11 protein-coding genes and 2 pseudogenes are annotated in these 20,472 nt (G+C 34.6%); 3 read left to right on the plus strand and 10 right to left on the minus strand.

Features of this window, described 5'->3' with window-relative positions:
• Positions 1-180 precede the first annotated feature (180 nt).
• Positions 181-1,314: a glycerate kinase gene (locus tag COB47_RS09250; RefSeq protein ID WP_013291115.1), complete on the plus strand. Its 1,134-nt coding sequence runs from the start codon at positions 181-183 to the stop codon at positions 1,312-1,314.
• Between the two features lie 61 nt (positions 1,315-1,375).
• Here COB47_RS09250 and COB47_RS09255 read toward each other — a convergent pair whose 3' ends face one another.
• From COB47_RS09255 to COB47_RS09275, 5 genes and pseudogenes are all read right to left on the minus strand, one after another.
• A complete protein-coding gene (locus COB47_RS09255; protein ID WP_013291116.1) occupies positions 1,376-2,836 on the minus strand; it encodes an alpha-L-fucosidase in 1,461 nt (486 codons plus the stop codon).
• Positions 2,837-2,862: 26 nt separating this feature from the next.
• Positions 2,863-4,677 (minus strand): annotated as a pseudogene (locus COB47_RS12995) (L-fucose isomerase).
• A 636-nt stretch (positions 4,678-5,313) separates the two neighbouring features.
• A complete protein-coding gene (locus COB47_RS09265) occupies positions 5,314-6,354 on the minus strand; it encodes an NAD(P)-dependent alcohol dehydrogenase (RefSeq protein WP_013291117.1) in 1,041 nt (346 codons plus the stop codon).
• Positions 6,355-6,406: 52 nt separating this feature from the next.
• Positions 6,407-7,573 (minus strand): serine hydrolase domain-containing protein, encoded by a 1,167-nt coding sequence (locus COB47_RS09270; RefSeq protein WP_013291118.1) that lies wholly within the window; start codon positions 7,571-7,573, stop codon positions 6,407-6,409.
• A 48-nt stretch (positions 7,574-7,621) separates the two neighbouring features.
• Positions 7,622-9,136, minus strand: coding sequence for a carboxylesterase/lipase family protein (locus tag COB47_RS09275; protein WP_013291119.1), 1,515 nt, complete (start codon positions 9,134-9,136; stop codon positions 7,622-7,624).
• A gap of 386 nt (positions 9,137-9,522) precedes the next feature.
• On the opposite strand from COB47_RS09275, the gene COB47_RS09280 reads away from it, so the two are divergent.
• Together COB47_RS09280 and COB47_RS09285 are read left to right on the plus strand one after the other, a co-directional pair.
• Entirely contained in the window at positions 9,523-10,569 is a 1,047-nt protein-coding gene (locus COB47_RS09280; RefSeq protein ID WP_013291120.1) for a substrate-binding domain-containing protein, read from the plus strand.
• A gap of 67 nt (positions 10,570-10,636) precedes the next feature.
• Positions 10,637-11,971 (plus strand): RICIN domain-containing protein, encoded by a 1,335-nt coding sequence (locus tag COB47_RS09285; protein ID WP_013291121.1) that lies wholly within the window; start codon positions 10,637-10,639, stop codon positions 11,969-11,971.
• Positions 11,972-12,142: 171 nt separating this feature from the next.
• On the opposite strand, the pseudogene COB47_RS12805 reads toward COB47_RS09285, so the two are convergent.
• The 5 genes and pseudogenes from COB47_RS12805 to COB47_RS09310 all read right to left on the minus strand — a co-directional run bounded on the left by COB47_RS12805 (position 12,143) and on the right by COB47_RS09310 (position 20,368).
• Positions 12,143-14,127, minus strand: a pseudogene (locus tag COB47_RS12805) (glycoside hydrolase family 31 protein).
• A gap of 94 nt (positions 14,128-14,221) precedes the next feature.
• Positions 14,222-16,483, minus strand: coding sequence for a glycoside hydrolase family 95 protein (locus COB47_RS09295; protein ID WP_013291122.1), 2,262 nt, complete (start codon positions 16,481-16,483; stop codon positions 14,222-14,224).
• 35 nt (positions 16,484-16,518) lie between these two features.
• Entirely contained in the window at positions 16,519-18,282 is a 1,764-nt protein-coding gene (locus COB47_RS09300; protein ID WP_013291123.1) for a beta-L-arabinofuranosidase domain-containing protein, read from the minus strand.
• Positions 18,283-18,336: 54 nt separating this feature from the next.
• Positions 18,337-19,080, minus strand: coding sequence for a TIM-barrel domain-containing protein (locus COB47_RS09305; RefSeq protein ID WP_083771540.1), 744 nt, complete (start codon positions 19,078-19,080; stop codon positions 18,337-18,339).
• A gap of 274 nt (positions 19,081-19,354) precedes the next feature.
• A complete protein-coding gene (locus COB47_RS09310; protein WP_013291124.1) occupies positions 19,355-20,368 on the minus strand; it encodes a LacI family DNA-binding transcriptional regulator in 1,014 nt (337 codons plus the stop codon).
• Between the last annotated feature and the right edge of the window lie 104 nt (positions 20,369-20,472).

The following is a 20,472-nucleotide window of genomic DNA, read 5'->3' on the forward strand; positions in this document are numbered from 1 at the left end:
CTATACAATCAACAAATACTCGGGGCCTCATTTTAAAACATTAAATATTCTAATACATTATATTGTCAATGTCAATTGCTTGGGCAAGGATTTTTACGCTAAAAACACAAAGCATCTGATAAAAATTTTGGTAAAATATAAATGTAAACTCTGCATTGATAAGAAAGGAGGAAATCTTATTTGAAATATTTAGTTGCACCGGATAAATATAAAGGATCGTTTGACGCTTTAGTCGCATCTGAGATAATAAAAGAAGCTATTGTTGAGGTTGACAAAGGTGCAGAAGTTTTTCAGCTACCGCTTGCTGACGGTGGAGAAGGAACCTTAACAGCTCTATCTAAAATTTTTGGTGCCAAAATAGAAGAGCTTGAGGTAAATGACCCTCTTTTTAGGAAGAACAAAAGCAGAATAGGATTTTTTGAAGGTAAAGCAATCATTGAAATGGCAGAATGTTCAGGTCTTCTCCTTTTAAAAGAGGAAGAAAGAAATCCTCTTTACACAACAACATATGGTGTTGGCGAGCTCATCAAATATGCAATTTCAAAGGGAGTTAAAGAAATCATCATTGGTATTGGCGGCTCTGCAACAAATGATGCAGGTACAGGAATGCTTTCTGCACTTGGAATGAAATTTTTGGACGAGAATGGAAATGAACTGAAACCAATCGGAGAAAACCTGATGAAAATAAAAAAGATAAATGATTCAGAATTTTTGAATGATGTTCGCAAAGTTAAATTCACAGTTTTGTGTGATGTTACAAATCCATTATACGGAGAAAACGGTGCAGCATATGTGTTTGCACCACAAAAAGGTGCAGATGAAAATGCTGTAAAGCTTCTTGATATGGGACTTAGAAATTTTGCAAATGTCGCTCAAGAGTATCTTGGAAAAGATTTATCACTATCAAGCGGAGCAGGTGCCGCAGGAGGTTTGGGATTTGCACTTTTGGCTTTTTTGAACGCTCAGTATGTATCAGGAATAGACTATATATTAAGCGCTTCGAGGGCTGAAGAACACGTCAAATGGGCAGATATTATAATCACTGGAGAAGGAAGATTTGACAGGCAAAGCTTGTCTGGAAAATCTACAATTGGAATTGCAAGACTCGGGGCAAAGTTTGGCAAAATGGTAATTGTTGTTTCAGGGTCAATTGATTGTCCTTTTGAAGAGTACACAAAAGAAGGTATAACCTCAATTTTCTCCATAGTAGATATGGCTTCATCACTTGACAGATGCCTAAAGGAAGCTCCACGGCTTTTGAAAGAAACTACAAAGAGCATTGTAAATTTGATTTTAAGAACAAAAAAGCTTTAAAAAGTAGATAAAATCATCAGGGCTATTCCTTCTTCCTTTCGGAATAGCCCTGAAAAAAGTTTTACTCTATGCAAAAACAATGTGGGTATCCTGTGCTATAGCACTTTTCTGGCAATTTGATAACCAAAGCATTTTCCAACTGTTCAAATTCAAGCTCATTTTCAAATCCTAAAAGTTTTATCTTTTTTACAAAAATACCACTTGATAGTCCCAAACTTTTGATGATTGCCTTGTGATCCCCTGGATACTTCATCTGGAAAGCGTAAATTTTGCCATCTTTTTGGGTAAACCTAAAATCTTCTTCTGTCCATTCCAATTTCTTTTCCTGAAAAGCTCCACCTTGCCCTTTTGTCGGACCTTCTCCATATTTTATCCATGGACGTGTAGCATAAATACCTTCACCATTTACTTTTATCCATTTTGCAATCTCATCAAGAATATAGAGACACTCATCATCCAGCGTGCCATCTGGTTTTTGTGGAATATTCAAAAGAAGATTTCCACCTTTGCTGACAATATCAACAAGCATTTCAATTACCTGCTGCGGGGTTTTATATACAGCCCTTACATCATAAAACCAGCCACCTAAACATGTATCGGTCTGCCATGGATGAGGTAGAATATCTTCGGCTGCTCCGCGTTCAATGTCCAAAACACCAATTTTATAGACTTCTGGATTTGTATCTTTTTGAGTGTATACTGATTGATTTATACCACCGTGATTTTTGGCACTGGTATTGTAAAGATGCGCAACTATACTCAGCCCAATTTCACCAAAAGGAACACCGCCGTCTGAATATAAAAAGTCTGGTTCATACTGGTCAATCAAATCTTTGATTCTTAAAAACCATTTCATATGCCACTGTGGATTTGGTGAGTACCAATTGACAATCTTCCCTTGCTGTTTTTCCAACTCGTACTCGTCCCTATTTGGATGATAAAAATCCTCATAGGCCGGATCATTTCCATCATATGGGATACCTTTATATGGTCCTTTTGTGTCATGTCCTTTACTTGGTGCAAACCATGAAAAGCTTGCTGCTAAATGTTCTGATACACCAAACGGAAGTCCTCTTTCTCTTGCAGCTTTGCACCACATTCCAACAATATCTTTCTTTGGGCCCATATTTACTGCATTCCACCTATGGTATCGAGAATTCCAGTTATCAAAGTTATCATGGTGAACAGCCTGAGCGACAAAATATTTTGCCCCTGCTTTGATATACAGGTCAATTAATTCCTCTGGGTTAAACTTTTCGGCCTTCCACATCTGAACAATGTCTTTGTAACCTACTTTTGAAGGGTGACCATACTTCCGCCAATGGTAGTAATACTGTGGCTCTCCTTCTCTATAAATATTGCGTGCATACCAGTCACCATACATAGGAACCGATTGAGGCCCCCAGTGCGCCCAAATACCAAACTTAGCATCTAAAAACCATTGAGGGCATTTGAATTGTCGTAAAGATTCCCATGTTGGTGAGAATGGACCTTGTTGGATGGTTTTTAAATACTCCTCCATGTATAAAAGACCTCCTTGTGTACAAATTATTTCTTATAAAGTGGCCCAAAATTCTTACAAGCCCTAAAATCAGCACCTTCTAAGTCTTCTGTTCCGAAGGCACTCCAAGCGCTTGGCCTGAAGATCCTCTCTTCTTCTACATTGTGCATGCACACTGGAATCCTTAACATAGATGCCAATGTGATAAACAAATCACCTACATGTCCATACATTATCTCACAGTGATTTGCTCCCCAGTTTTCCATCACAGAGTATACGCTCTTAAACAGTCCCTTGCCAGTTAGTTTTGGTACAAACCATGTGGTTGGCCATGTCGGTTCTGTCCTTCTGTCAAGTATTTCATGAACATTTGGAGGAAGTTCTACTGTCCAGCCTTCTGCAATCTGAAGAACAGGTCCCAACCCTTTAACAATATTTAATCTTGAGATTGTAACAGGCATACCACCTCTTGTCACAAACTTTGTGGAAAATCCTCCACCTCTAAAATAGTCCAGATTAGCATAGCAGAACCTTGTTGCTTCTAAACACTTTCTAACTTCCTCTTGAGTGATTTCCCAGAATGGCTTTATAGCAGGCTTGCCGTCAATCTCTTGCTGTCCTGTTCCATCAAGAGCTGCTGAACCTGAATTTATAAGATGAATAACCCCATTTTGAGCAAATCCTTCTGGTTTCCATCCAGTTACTCTATAAATAGCACCTTCGCTCCAATATGTTCGAACATCTGCAAAAATCTGAGCTGTATTTGTAAGCAGATGCCTAAATAACATACATACACCGTTTAAACTGTCATTTCAGTAGCAATTATGTAGGGCTGTCTTAATCCATTCCAGTCAAAAGAGGAGTTGAGAATCGTCTCCATGAAATCTCCATTTGGAAAATGATCTGTCCAATGCCGCTGTCCTTGAAATCCTGCTAAAATTGCATTATGTCCAAGTGCTTCTTCGGGATAACCTAATGCTTCAAGCTTTTTGTTACCAATCATTAAATCTCTTGTTATCATGGCCATCTTGAAAACAAATTCCCATACCTCATCCTTCTTTTTTCTGTCAACTCTTTTCTCTGGTGGATTGGGGTCTTCTCCTTCCTTACAATTATTCCTCACCCACTGTATTGCCTTTTCAAATTCTTCTTGGTCGTATATCTTTTCTTCTATCCGCCTTATTATCTCTGACATGTCAACATACTCAACTCTCATCCCAAGATAATCCTCAAAAAAGTCAGGGTCAACAATAGAACCTGCAATTCCCATCGATACGCTTCCAATTGAAAGATAGCACTTATTTTTCATTATAGAAACTGCTAAAGCACTTTTTACAAACTTTAAAATCTTTTCTTGAACATCTTGAGGAATCGAAAAATCATCTTTGTCTTGAACATCCTTGCCATAGATTTTAAAGACAGGAAGTCCTTTTTGGTTGTGAGCAGCCGACACTGCAGCAAGATATACAGCACCCAGTCTTTCTGTGCCATTAAATCCCCATACAGCTTTAGGAATATCCAGTGTCATATCCATTGTTTCAGAACCATAACACCAGCAAGGCGTGACTGTTATAGAAAGGCCAACTCCCTCTTTTTTGAAAAGTTCATCTGCCATTCTTGCCTCAACAACACCACCAATACACCGAGGAGGGAGTACACACTTTACCCTCTCGCCATTCGGCAAATAAACATTCTTTTCAATAAATTCTGCTACCGATTTTGCTAATCTCCATGTCTGCTCTTCTAAAGACTCTCTTACTCCACCATATCTTCCATCTATAGTTGGTCTTATACCCACCTTGGGGGTAATCTTCAACAAATCTTTTTTCACCTACAAAAACATTTAATCTTCCATTCGCCATTTTTAATTTTACTCCTTTTCTGCAATTCTGAAGATAAAAAAACTACTATATATAAGTGAGAAATAATATTATGAAACGTTTAGCTTTTATTTTACAAAAAAAATATATATCAACACTATTTTTGAACTTAGTATATACTATTTTTCACAATTTGTCAATATAGTGAATCGAATTTCTATCCTTGTAACAATATATATTTTAGTACTTGTTTAATAGCAATATTTTTTAGTAGTCTCAAAAATCTCATTTTCTTGACAAACGTGAACACCTTTTGATGATTATTTTACTAATTATACAGCGGACTCAATTTTTAACCTCTTGTGTAGGATACTGGAATACAAGCTAAAGAAAAAGAATAAAAGAAATAAATAGTGACAAGGATAAAGGAGGCAATAAACTTGATAATTTTTTGAAATAGATAAAAAATCAAAAATATTTGGCAAAGTAAAAACTTAAGTGAGGAACTGGAAAAATATCAAATGTTATGAAAATAAAAATATCAAAAACTTTCTACATATGAAGAAAAGATTAGAGTTTATTGGTATTAACAAATGATGTAGTGACAAAAATACACCCATCTATTGTCAGTTCCAGTCCTCACAAAATTCTTAATTTAAATTGACAAAGTCAAGGAAATTATATGACAATCACCGCTTTTATACATTTATCTTTATTTTCTCTTACAAATTCAAAAGCTTGTGCAGCCTCATCCAATTTAAACCTATGAGTTACTAGTTTTTTAACTTTTTCTAAATTGCATGACAAAACTTCAATAGCTTTGTTATAAGTATTTGCATATCTAAAAACACCATAAACGTTATACTCGTTATCTACAACAGAATTTATATTTACTGGAACCTCACTTTCTGCCAATAAACCAATAAGGACTATTCTACCGCCGCGTTTTGTTATTTCAAAGGCTGTTTTATTTGTCTCTTTAGAACCTGCAGTTTCAAAAGTTATATCTGGACCAGTATTTCCAGTTGCTTCAAGTATTAATTGCTTATAATTGTTCTCTTTTGCATTTATGACATGAGTTGCTCCTAATTCCTTTGCTGCCTCCAACCTCAAAGGTTGAACATCTACTGCTATTACTTGACTTGCTCCAAATGCTTTTACTGCTAAAATGGTCAACAAACCTACAGGACCTAATCCTAAAATCAATACTTTGTCCCCAACTTTTACGTTTCCCCGCATAGCACCATGAATACCTACTGACAGTGGTTCAACCAAAGTTGCTATGTCATAATCAACATCATTGGGAACCTTAAACAAATAATCCTCTCTTACAGCTACATATTCACACAGTGCTCCATCAACAGGCGGTGTAGCCAAAAACTTAACATCAGGACATAGATTATATCGCCCACTCTTACAATATTCACATTTCCCACAAGTTACCCCAGGTTCGATGACTATTTTATCTCCAACATTAAATTTTTTTACATTTTTCCCTACGCTGACAACTTCTCCGCTTGCCTCATGACCTAAAATCAATGGTTTTTCTACAACATATCTACCTATTTTCCCATGTTCATAATAATGAACATCAGAACCACAAATCCCTACACATTTGACAGCAACTAATACTTCGTCATCCGCAATCACAGGTCTATCCCTTATTTCCATTTTTAAAACTTTTGGTTTTTCTAATACAATAGCCTTCATCGTTCCCATAAAAGACACCTCCCTTCTATTATTTTTACTCTCGAGATCTTTTAAAAATTATTTACAAACAACCATAAGCAACAGACCTTACTCTTAAATGATAGTATTCCTCCATATTCGGTATCATTTGATGCATGTATACCAAGGAAAAACCTTCACTCGGGTCAATTGAAACATAAGTTCCCAAAGCACCAGTCCATCCAAATTCTCCAATTGAACTGTTGAAATTGCTCTCGTTAATACTCATCAGCGTCCTCACACCTAATCCATATCCGTATCCAGACAAGTAAATGTTATTCTTGTTAAAATCTAATAACTGAGTACTATTTAATTGATTGGTCCTCATTAAATCTATAGTTTTTCTCCCAATTATCCTCTTACCTTTATAAACTCCTCCATTAGCTAACATTTGCGAAAATTTGATATAATCTCTGACAGTTGAAAAGAGTCCCCCTCCTCCTGATTCATACACTGCATCTCGTTCATGATATTCATCTAATAACCCTTTTGTCCTTTCAAATGTTCCATCCTCTTTTTTTCTGTAACATGCAACCATTCTTTCTTCTATATCACCAAAATAGCGGTACGCAGTATCATTCATACCTAACGGTTCAAAAATCTCTTCTTTTAGAAATTCGCTCACCTTTTTCCCAGATATAACTTGGATAAGAGCTGCAACTATATCATGTCCATATCCATATAACCATCTAGTACCCGGTTCAAACTCCTGAGGTACTGACGCCATAGCTTTTGCCTCAGTAACTATGTCATATTTGCCATACTTCTTGGTCAACTCTTCTCTCACTTTTCTCATTTCAATAGCTGTAGGAGATTCTCTGAAAGGATACGGTAAACCTACTGTCATAGTAAAAGCATGTTTTACAAGTACTGGATTTTTGGCTTTTTCTATCTTTAAATCTCCATTATTATCCTTAACATACACATATGTTTCTTTGTATTCAGGAATATACTCATAAACTGGGTCACTTAACAAAAACTTACCCCTTTCGTAAAGTATTAAAGCAGCTGTACAAACTATGACTTTGGTCATTGATGCCAATCTAAAAACACTGCCTTCGTTCATAGGTATTTTTCTTTCCATATCTGCATAACCAAAATATCCTTCCCATAATATCTCTCCATCTTTTGCTACAGCACATGCACAACCCGGTAATCCACTTTCAACAAAACTGTTTAACAATCTTGACAAATCATCAAATTTCGCCATATTACTAACACCCCTTTGCATTTATATAAAATTTTTATGGTTTACAAATTACTCTATATTCAATTTTTTAAAAAGATGATTTACCATAAACTTCATTAGTTTAGTTGGTCTATTAGGATCTTTACAAGGTTTGTCACCAAATAACATTATAAATGGTTCCTCTTTAGTATAAGGTCGCCATTCTGGCATGGGAGTACCATCTGCATCTAATCCATTGGGATCTCCTTTTTTAGCAAAATTGGTCCAATAATTACACATCTGCCTTGCTAAATCATAATGTTTCCCAACAAATGGTCTCCAACACTTTGCCAATGTCTCAAAAACAAACCATAGTTCAGATGAATGAAACGCTCCTGCGTCATCACCTGGAATCTCTGGCTCAAAACAGTAACAATAAATTGTTGCATCCTTAGTTTTTGCATTATGTTCACACCACATTAAATTCCCAATCTCAAACATATTTATTTTTCCTTTTTCCTTTATCTGAGCAATATCATTCGTTCCTTCAGTACACAGTTTAATATATTCTTCGGCATCTTCACCAAATTTTTTATATGCATACTCTTTGAATTCTTCTATTGTGTCAACATTTGGTTTCTCTATAAACTCATTTGCAGTATGGCCCATTATCAAAGGTATCTTATGCCAATTCCCTTTCATTATGAGCTTTACAGGATCATCAACTATATACACTCCATCTTTTACAAATCCCCATCTATAACCAAATTCTTCAGATTTCTCAAAAATTACTCTTGCATCTAAATTTCTTGCTTCATCTAAGTTCTTAACCCCTAAAAACTTGAAAAATTCTTCTCCCATCTTCTCAGCTTCACTTAATGAAGGATATCCTTGGTTAAAACGCGGTGCAAAACCACCTCCACTTTGTATAATAGCTTTTTGGAATAACCCTTTGCTAATAGGTGATGTAACATGGGCAGTTACACAGCCTCCTCCCGCAGATTGCCCAAATATAGTAATATTGTTTGGATCACCTCCAAAAGCTGCAATATTTCGTCTTACCCATTCAATTCCTGCCAGTTGATCTAATAATCCAAAATTGGCTTTGGGGCCATCCTTGTTCTCTTCTGAAATCTCAGGATGCGCAAAAAAGCCAAACACATTTAATCGATAATTTACACTTACAAACACAATTCCTCTTCTAGCTATACGTTCACCATCAAATTCCATCTCTGAAGTATAACCAACTTGCAATCCTCCACCGAAAAACCAAATCATCACTGGTAATTTTTCCTCAGGATGTCTTGCTGGAGTCCATACATTTAAATATAAACAATCTTCACTCATGGGCACATTAGGATCAACATGCCATTCTTTCGTGTAAATATTATCAGGGTCTAATCCTGGGGTAGTTTGAATTGAAATGGGTGCAAAAGTATAAGCTTTGTAAACACCTTCCCAATTCTTGCATGGCTGAGGTGGCTTCCATCTCAAGTTGCCAACAGGAGGTGCTGCAAAAGGAATTCCTTTGAACACCGTTATCCTTGGGTCAGAAGCTGGAAGCCCTTCTACTATTCCATTTTCTGTAATTACCCGTCTTAACATATGAATACCTCCTATTAATGGTTATTATTTGTTTATCAGTTTATAAATGAATCTGAATCCTAATTTTTTAATAATGTCATCTATATTAAAAAGGTACTTATAGAAAATTTTTACATCAATTATAAACAAACATTTTTCTTGATTACTATTGTAACGTTACAGCAATAAAGCGTCAATTTTTATTTAAATTTTTGACTACTTACCTTAAGCCTTTGATAAAATTTATACGTCATAAAATAAAATATTTGACACGTTTGAAAATTATTATTATAATTTAGCTGTATCGATTTAGTTTAAATAATATCGCACACATTTTTTTATGATACTTCATATTTCGAAATTATATTTATAGTATTATAACAGTCAGTCGATGGAGGACACATCTTATGAGCAGCAAGAAAAAAGGTACAATAAAACTAATAGCCGAAAGAACAAATGTTTCACCAATAACAGTATCAATTGTCTTAAATGGTCGGGGAGATGAAATGCGAATTTCTAAAGAGACACAAGAAAAAATATTAGAAGAAGCAAAAAAATTAGGCTACCAACCTAATGTCTTTGCAAGAAGACTAAAAAAATCTAACCAAAGCTCATCTCCTCTGCTAATAGGAATTTTATGGCCAGCTACTTATTTATCTGATTTATTAGTGCGTTTTTTCAATGGTCTTCAGAACTGTATATTAAATAAAAAAATGAATATAGAAACAGTGTTCAAACCTTATTATCCATCAAATTTGGCACAATTAAAAGAACTTTTTGTTGAAAACCTATTCAATGGAGTAATAGTAGTCGGAACTACTGACAGTGACATTGAATTTTTGGAAAATCTAAATACCGTTATGCCAATTGTAATGTTTAACAGACAGAGCTCTAAATATAGCTGTATTTACGTTGACGAATATAGTTTGGGTGAAAAAGTGGCTAAACTGTTTGCTGCAAGAGGTCATAAAAGTGTTGGATTAATTGGACCTTCTTATCTTAACAGGAATTTTAGTATGAGAAGAGTAGGTTTCCTTGATACATGCACAAAACTCAATTTATCAATCTCAGACAACCACATAATAACTGATGATGAAGTCGACACAGAAGCAGGAAGAAATTGTATGAAAAAAATGCTAAGTAATGGCGATTTGCCAACAGCAATTTTCATTCTTTCCTCTACTATGGCATATGGAGTTTATTCTGTTTTGAAAGAAAATGGATATTCTATCCCAGACGATGTTGAAATTGTAGGATGCAGTGATCTTTTAACATGTGAACTATTAAATCCTAAATTAACAGTAATTGATTATTCAATTGAAAGAATGGTATACAAATCTTTAAATTTAATTACCGAAATGATAACAGGAATCTCCAGTGAACCTATCAGTCTTATTGAAGATTCATATTTTATCTTTCGAGAAAGTTGTGGGAATTTTCCAAAATTAGATTAATAGGTTTCATAAAAATATTTTACTCATTTGAAAATTAATAAAGTAATTAGCGAGGAGGTAAATAGTGATGGTTAAAAAATTTTTTAGGTCAATCCTTATCTTAACTGTATTCAGCTTATTAATATCTCACAATTTTATTTTAGCCACTGCAAATACAAAAACATCTCCAAAAGTTTTACTAGCTCAAAATAATATTTTAACCGCATATGTTATCTACTCATTTAACACTAATAAATGCCTTCAGCCTACAAGTTCAAAAGAAGGTGCACCTGTAATTCAAAGTGATTATATAGGTAATATTAATCAGAAATGGAGGTTTATTTCTGTTGAAAAAGGATGTTATAAAATACAAAACATTCTAAATGAAATGGTACTTGATGTCTATAAAAAGTCTAAAAACGATGATATAGAAATTTGCATCAGAAAATTTAACGGTTCAGATACGCAAAAGTGGGCAATTGAAGAAGTTAAAGAAAATTATTTCATTATAAAGAACAAGTACAGTGGATTAGTTTTAGAAATAAGTTCTTCAGATAATAAAAACACAAGTTTATGTATTCAAAAGAAACAGAGTAGCAGCAAAAATCAACTCTTTAAACTTCAACCAGTAGTAGACTATAATGCTAAGGTTAATTGGAATCCTCCTAATGAGTTTGATTCATATAAAACTTCCATCAAACATGGAACAATAAAAGAATTTACTTATTATTCAGGATACACAAAGACAACAAGGAAAGCCCTTGTATGGTTACCACCAAACTACACAAGTAATATGAAATTTAATACAATGTATGTGTTGCATGGAATAGGCGGTGACGAGAGAGAATGGTTAGAATCATCAAATCCAGAAAATATTCTTGACAACTTATATGCTTCAGGACAACTTATGAATATGATAGTAATATTTCCAAATTGCCGTGCCAGAGCTGATGACTCAAGACCAAAAACTTACGAAAGCGTATTTAGTGAAGATAATATAAATGCATTTTACAATTTTCATCACGATTTGATTAACTATTTGATCCCAGCCATTGAAAAAAACTTTTCGGTATATAAAGAAAGAGAGCATAGAGCAATTATTGGATTTTCAATGGGCGGTGGTCAAGCTCTTACTATTGGTTTAGACTACTTCAGCAACTACTTCGCATATGTAGGTGCAATAGCTCCTGCATATTCACCAAAATTGGTTAAAGATGTTAGCTATTATAATTCAAAGTTAAAGCTTTTATACATTACATGTGGAACAAACGACTTTTTGTACAGCCGAGTTGAAGCATTGCATCAAGAACTTTTATCAAAAGGTATAAATCATTTCTGGGTTTCAGTGGAAGGAGCAGCACATGACTCTTCAATCACTAAGTTTGGATTGTATAATTTTTCGCGTCTTGTGTTTAAATATTGAACTATATCCCATTAGGGTAAAAAATTAATTTATTAAGATACATGGGGGGCTGTCCAAAAGATAGTTGGATGGTTCTTTTGTTTACAACTTTTAACCTTTTTTAGTGCTATCTGCTTATTGTAGAAGAATCCTCGATTTATTTTCAGACAGCCCCAATATTCTTTTTTAAGTTTACCAAAGTTCTACCTGATTTTTTATAAAAACTGGTATCGTATTCAATGGAGCTTGGCAAATAATTTCTTTTCCACCTTCATATACTTTTCCTGTTTCCCATTCATACCATTTAGCTCCTTCAGGCAGATAAACAGTCCTTTCTCTCACACCTTCATATAATACAGGAGCTACTAATATATCAGGTCCGAACATAAATTCATCTTCTATTTCCCATGATCTTGTATCAAAGGGGAAATCATAAAATAATGGTCGCATAATCGGTGTCCCTTTTTCATGTGCAAGTAACATCTGCCTTTTTATATATGGCTTGAGCTTTTCACGAATATAAAGATACTTTTTAAAAATCTCATAAGCTTCTTCACCATAGCTCCATACTTCATTTGGTCCACCAGTACCCATTTTCCCCCACCTTTATTACTTGTTGGTGGAGTATAAGGTTTTCTGTCACCATGCAGTCTAAATACAGGACAAAATGCTCCAAATTGAAACCATCTGATTATCAATTCTCTAAAAGAAGGATCCTCTGGATTACCGCCATAGAAACCTCCTATGTCACTTGTCCACCAGGGTATTCCCGCCATTGCCATATTTAAGCCACATGCAACTTGATTTCTCAATGATTCAAAAGTAGATGCAATATCCCCCGACCACACAACTACTCCATAGCGCTGTGCTCCAGCCCAAGCACAACGAATTAAGTTAATTATGTTTTCTATACCTTCCTTTTTCAATCCATCATAAAAAGTTTTTGCATACAGTAGAGGATAAATATTTCCTATTTCTAAACATGTTCCCAAGTAATATCGATAATTATCAAATTCATATTTATGGAACTCTGGCTCGGCTTCATCAAGCCAGTACATTTTAATGCCTTTTGAAAAATAATTTTCTTTGACTTTTCCCCACATAAATTCACGTGCTTCGGGATTAGTCATATCAACAAAAAGAGTGTCATTTATAAACTGCATTGTCACACGTGGTCCCCGGTCGGTACTCATAAGTAATCCCTTCGAAAACATCTCTTCGTAATTTTCACTTTCTTTCTCAACAGTCGGCCATATAGATACCATTACTTCAATACCCATTTTTCTTAGCTCTTCTACCATTTTCTCTGGATTAGGCCAGTAATCTTCATCAAATTTCCAGTCTCCCTGATGTGGCCAATGGAAAAAATCAATCACAATTACATCAAGAGGAAGATTACGTCTTTTATATTCATACGCTACATCCATTAATTCTTGAGTATTTCTATACCTCAATTTACTTTGCCAAAATCCCATTGCATAGTCAGGCATCATTGGAGGTGTGCCTGTAACTTGCATATATTGTTCTAAAATTTCAGCTGGATTATTACCTGCTGTTATCCAATAATCCATAGTTTTAGTTACAAATGCTTCCCATTCAGTTATATTTTTACCAAATACAACCCTTCCAATTGCCGGATTGTTCCACAAAAAACCATATCCAATGTTTGAAACCAAAAAAGGAACGCTTGATTGGGTGTTTCTATGTGCAAGTTCTAAAGCACATCCCTTTAAATTCAAGTATGGCTGTTGATATTGCCCCATTCCATAAAGCTTTTCGTTAGGTTCTGATTCAAAGCGAACAGTTAATCTATAGCTACCTCCTGGAATTGGCTGAAACTCACGACCTCTTTTACGCAAGCCTGCTGCAAATCTTGATGTATATTCTTTTAATATAATCCTATTTTCATTGTTATAAAACGTAATATCACCAGTTTGTTCTATTACTGCATATATGTTACCATTTCTTATTGCTGCTCTATTTCCGTCAATCTCTATTCCCACGTTACTATTGTTATTCTTAGCTTTGGGTAATAAAGCCCAGTCATTTTCTGGCATATTCCCTTCTAAAGTCGCACGAACTCGCAAGCCATTTTTACCCCATGCCTCAATCCACAGAATTTCTCTGTCATATTTACTTATTAACTTATCTTCACCAACAGTAAAAAGTCTTGCCATTATTTTCACCTCACTAAACTATTTGATAACTTAGTTGTGTTTCAAATTTATATGGTTGTTTATACCCATATACTTTTAAAATTTTATCAAAATATCATATAATAAGAAAATTATCATAAAATATTATTTTTTCTTCTCCTTCACAGCCTCTGATTTCAATACAACTTTTTTTATACTTTAAAATAACACTTTCTTTAAATCCCAGAATAACTTTTGCTTTTTTAAAAATACCATTCTCCCAATAAATATCAACCGTGTGCCCACCACGTGCTTTTAAACCTTTTATATATCCGCTTTTCCAATCACTTGGAAGTGCAGGCAAAAGTTCAATGGTATCGTCATATGACTGCATAAGCATCTCTGCTATACCAGCAGTTGCACCAAAGTTTCCATCAATTTGAAATGGCGGATGGTTGTCAAGTAAATTAGGCAAAGTTGATCTTTTTAAAAGTTCTAAGATATTTTTATAGGCTTTATCCCCTTCTTTAAGTCTTGCCAAAATACATATAACCCAAGCCCTGCTCCAACCAGTATGTCCAGAACCATGTTCAAGTCTTCTTTGCAACGTTTTCTTTGCAGCTTCGAAAAGCTGCGGTGTTTTTTCAAAAGTTATCTGGTTTTCAGGATAAAGCCCAAATAAATGAGAAATATGCCTGTGCCCTGGTTCTGCTTCTTCATAATCTTCTATCCACTCCTGAATCTGCCCATATTTCCCAATCTTAATCGGTGGAAGTTTTTCAAGCGCATAATCTATTTTTTCAATAATCTCATCATTTAATTTTAAAATATCATTAGCTTTTTTAACTTTCTCAAAGAGTACACTAATTATTTGAATGTCTATTGTTGGCATATATGTTAGACTATAAACATTACCATTCAGTTTATAGCTATTCTCCGGTGAACAGGATGGACATGTTACAAGGTAGCCGTTTTTATCTTCAATGAGATAATCTAACAAAAATAGCGCTGCTTCCCTCATTAAATAGTAGTATTTTTTTAGAAAATCTAAATCTCCTGTATATTCATAATGTTCCCATATATGAAGACAAAGCCATGCAGCTCCCATTGGCCAATATGTTGCGGGAATGTATATATCCTGCGGTGCAGTATCTCCCCAAATATCTGTGTTATGATGTGCACAGAATCCTCGGCAATTGTACATCTTCTGAGCAGTAATTTTCCCATTTTCATACATTCTCTCAAGCAGTGTAAACAAGGGCAAATGGCATTCAGATAAATTACATATTTCAGCTGGCCAGTAATTCATCTGTAGATTAATATTTATGGTATATTTACTGCCCCAAGGTGGCTTCATTTCTTTGTTCCAAATTCCCTGCAAATTTGGTGGCAAACACCCCGGACGACTACTTGATATTAGCAAATATCTCCCAAATTGAAAAAGTAGTACTATTAATTCTTCATCTCTATATCCTTTTTTTAATAAGTTAATTCTCTCTGGAGTTGTCAATCCAATACGGTCGTTAGTATTTGCTGTATCGATATAAAACTCAACTCTGTCAAACAATGATTTATAATCTTCTGTATGTCTCTTATAAAGTTCTTCAAAATCATGTTTAGATACTTGTTCTAATGTTTTCAAACACCAGTTAAAATAATCTTTTTCTTTGTAGCTGGTTGTTGAGGTAATTAAAAGCATAACCTCAGTTGCATTTTTTATAAACAAATTGTCACCAATTGTATAGACATCCCCATCTTTTGATACAGCCTTTAGCATAGCAGAAAAAGAAACCCCTCTTCCACTTCCAGCTGTACACTCAAAAAATATTTTATCATTACCTATTTTACCACATCTGTCTATGTCTTCCTGAAATTCACGCCTAAACTTTGCTCTTAAAGTGACTCCACATTTTTCGCTGCAACTTATCTTAATTACAATTACTTTATCCGGAAATGATGAAAAGTAAAGCTTATCATACCTTGCTTTACCTACACTGAATTCAACCTTACAAATGGCATTAGAAATATCTAGATACCTGCAATAATTCTCAATTTTATCTTTCTCAATCCCTTCAAAGTATATATCAAGGTAACCTAGCGGTTCATAGTTTCCTTCGCTATGGGGTGTTCCAGAAAGAGCAAAAACAGAAAGTTCTTCAGCTCTTTTTATATTACCTTCTAAAATGCTCTTTCGTATCTCCTGTAAGTACCTCAGTGCATCAGGATTTTCTCTCCTCCGAGGACCACATGACCAAATACTTTCTTCATTTAACTGGATTGTTTCATATTCAACACCACCATAAATCATCGCTCCCAAACTTCCATTACCTATTGGAAGTGCTTCTTCCCAACAGTTTGCTGGGTGATTAAAAAGTATTTTTAGATTTTGTGAATACATACAAATACCTCCGTTGGATTTTTTGTACTTTGGTTTTAATCAATTAGAAAATATACAGTATATTTTTCATCATCTATATAACAAAGCGGTAAAAATAGTATATCTTCAATTTGAGCATAAGTTGTATATTGGATTGGTCCAAAACCTCTCTCATTAATTGGTACAATTACCTCTTCTATTTTCCTACCATTAATATAAATCTTTCTTCTTCTTTCACACAACCCTGCTAACACAACAGGACCTACCATGAAAGCTACTTGCTGGGGATCGTCTGGCATTGGACAGGTTTCAACCGTTTTGTAGAAGGTAATCTTAATTTTATCGCTATTCCATCTTCGCGTTAATTTAATATATGAAGAATCATCAACTCCATAATTTAAGTCTTCATTTACTGCTACTTCAATCTTCTTAGCCCACCACGGTTTTCTTATTGCAAGCTCAAATTCTATAGGATCCTTGCACTGAACCTCTATACATATTTCATCCTTTTCGGCTGTATAAGCAAAACTTTCCTGTCTTCTTCCATAGTATTGCTTTATTGTAATGCCATTTCCTTTGTCATCTTTCCAAGTTACAAAAGAAGGTATAAACTGACTTATTACTACCCCATTTGGGGTTTTGTAATAAATTATGTCATTGTAAATAGTATGTGCTTGCACTAACGTTCCATGACAACACCAGAAATCATTTGTCGGTGTTCCCCATCTCTTTTGGCTGCCTGGCATCAGCGGTAGAAAATATGTTACCATCCCATCTTTAAGTCTCTGCTGTGCAAATAATCCATTATAAATATTTCTCTCAATATAGTCGCTGTATTTCTTATCCCCTGTCCATCTAAATAAAAACTCAGCCAAGCGTATCATATTATAAACCACACAATGTTCTTGATTCGTCGGACCAAGGTAATTTCTTATTCTGTGTTTTGGTGTCCATACTTCCCCTAACGTCTGACCACCTGTACAAAAATATCCACGCTCTTCTACAGCTTCTCTCCAATAAGATTCAACTATCTTTCTAAACTTCTCTTCCCCTGTAACTTCCCATACTCTCGCTGCTCCATGTATTTCTGGGATTGTAGTATTTGCATGCCTACCTGTCAATACATCTTCACCATTTAACAGTCTGTCGAATAAGCGACCTCTATAGTACCTCTCCATTAATTCTTTATATTTACTATCTTTTGTTATGTTATATAACTCTGCCCATATCTCAAGCATACCACCAGTTTCATAATCTAAAATGTCATCCATCTTCTCCCGAGAAAATTGTCCACTCCATCTGTAAAACCAATTAGCCCACCTATCTGCTATCTCCAGCGCTTTTTGATTTGAGGTATATTTATACATATCTACAAGTCCCATGAAAGTCTTATGAACTGTATAGTGTGGTGCCCATACCCATTTTCCTCTTGCCATCCATTCAAAGTATTTCTCAGGAATAGAACCTACCCATTCTCCCCCATTTTCTTTTTGACACCTTTCAAGCTCGTCAACAATATAATCTGCTTTTCCTTTTATCTCTTCATCTCCAAAACTTGCGTATATTCTTGCCGCCGCTGATAACCAATGCCCTAAGAAATGTCCCCTTAATTGACATGTGGGTGACTCCCATCCACCATGAATATCCTGTGGTAGAAAACTCCAACTCATTATTCCAGACTCTAAATAGAAATTCTGAAGCAAGTTTTCGGTTTTCAAAGATGCAATATAGTTTCTGTCTAATTTAAACCTATTGTAGTATTCACTATCACTGTGAAGAGAAGCTCTTAAAGGTATTAAAGATTGTTTTTGTTCTTTCATTTATTTTCCCCCGTTCCATGTTTTATTTTTTGTTACTTTCCTTTAAATTGCCTTCTATAATTTTATTATCCTTCCAAGAATTGATTTAGAAAAACCTTTATATGTGTGATCAAAGGTAATTATCTCTGTTTTATTAAAATCTATTTCACCTGTATGTTGTACTACGTATGGGTATACTTCCAGCTTAGAGCCGGCAACACAATATACAAGCATTCTTTCCAGTGGATAATAAACATCTTTCAGCATAACTGGACCTTCAATAAGTTCTCCTGACCAAAAATCTACCCAATTTCCTTTGGGCAAATAAATGTTTCTTCTTCCTGCAGAATTTATAATTGGAGCCACCAAGAAAACATCTCCACAATAAAATTCATCGTCAATATACCAGCAATATTCATCATCAGGATGATGAATAAGTAACGCTCTTATGAAAGGATATCCTGTCTTTGTAACTTTTTTACCTTGCTTAACAAAATATGGAATCAACGCATATCGTAATTTCCACCATTCTCTTATAATATCGGATACATTAGGATAATTATAAGGTTCTCGTGGGGAAGCCCCATGGTATCTCATGTGCGAAGTGAATACACCTACCTGTGTCCAGCGAACATAAATATCGTCATCAGGCCAATTATTCATAAAATCTGGAAGACCATGAAATCCAGAAACATCATGGCTCCAGAAACCAAACCCTGATACACCAAGATGTAACCCCCCTCGAATTGTAGCTGCCAAGCCATCCCATGTACTGCTACTATCACCACCCCAGTGAACTGGATATCGCTGACATCCTATCTAACCTGCTCTTGCCCATATAACAGCTTGTTCTTCTCCTTTAGCTCTTGTTTTATTAAAAAATATTGCAGTTTATAAGGTTATTAATTTCAATATATTACAGCTGCTTTTTTAACTTTTTTATAAAGAGAGAATAAAAAATATCTAAACGTTTTACTTTAAATAAATAAAAATAAAACTTTTAAATTTATCAACATAAAAAATATAACATGTAAATTTATCTGCCAATCCTAATCTTTTAATTTTTAAAATCAGTATACTCTAAAGAAACTGCTTATGTTATCTTTTTGACTGAATTCTTTATCAAAACTTGTGCATTCAACTTTTTCTGAAGAGGAAAATCAGTTTTATCTCCTTTTAATCTCTTTAACAATAAAGATGCTACGACTTCTCCTATTTCTTCCATCGGTTGGACAACAAGCGATAACGAGGGTTTTACTATCTTTGCCATCTCTAAATTGTCAAAACCTATTACTGACAGATCATCTGGAACTTTTATATCTTTTTCATTTACAGCAATAATTGCCCCAAGAGCCATCTCATAATTTGTAATAAAAACAGCTGTAGGAGGATTAGCCATTTCAAGTAACTCAATCATCTTTTTGTAGCCTGATTCCATATTATGAAATTCTCCAAATTTTATATATTCTTCATTTACAGATATTTTATAATCAATATGCGCTTTCATGTAGCCATTTAATCTCTCTTGAGCTGTATAAATATTCTGTGGACCACATATTATTCCAATTTTTCTGTGCCCCATTAAAATCAACTTCTCAACTGCCTGATACGAAACTTCAAAGTTATTCACAAGTATCGTATCACACTCAAAGTTTTCAATTGGCCTGTCAACCGCCACAATTGGAATGTCTCTTTTTATAATCTTTTTAACATCGCTTCCTTTCAAATATGTGGGTACAATCACTAATGCATCAACTCTTTTTTTATAAAGAAAATCTAACCTTTCCTTTTCTAACTTTTCATCATCTCTGTAATCACATACGACAACACTATAACCGGTTTCAAGCAAAACATTTTCTAACGAAGATACAATTGTATTAAAGAAAACCTCAAAAACAGGAATTAAAACTCCAATTGTCATTGTCTTGTTAGTTCTAAGTCCTCTTGCAATCTCATTCACTTCAAAATCCAACGCCTTTATTGCCTCTTCAATAAGAATCCTATTTTTTTCTAGCACATTACCACCATTGAGATACTTTGATATAGTCGCTATTGAAAGTCCTGTATACCTTGCTATATCTTTTATTGTAGCTGGAATCTTAACCACTCCTCTCAGTTTGAACTTTTCTAAAGCTCCTTTATTGTTTATTTTATCACTTTGTATTTATTCACTTCAATAATTAAGATAATTTGGGCTTCTTAAATATTATA

The organism is Caldicellulosiruptor obsidiansis OB47 (assembly GCF_000145215.1).
In the GTDB taxonomy this organism is placed as follows: domain Bacteria; phylum Bacillota; class Thermoanaerobacteria; order Caldicellulosiruptorales; family Caldicellulosiruptoraceae; genus Caldicellulosiruptor; species Caldicellulosiruptor obsidiansis.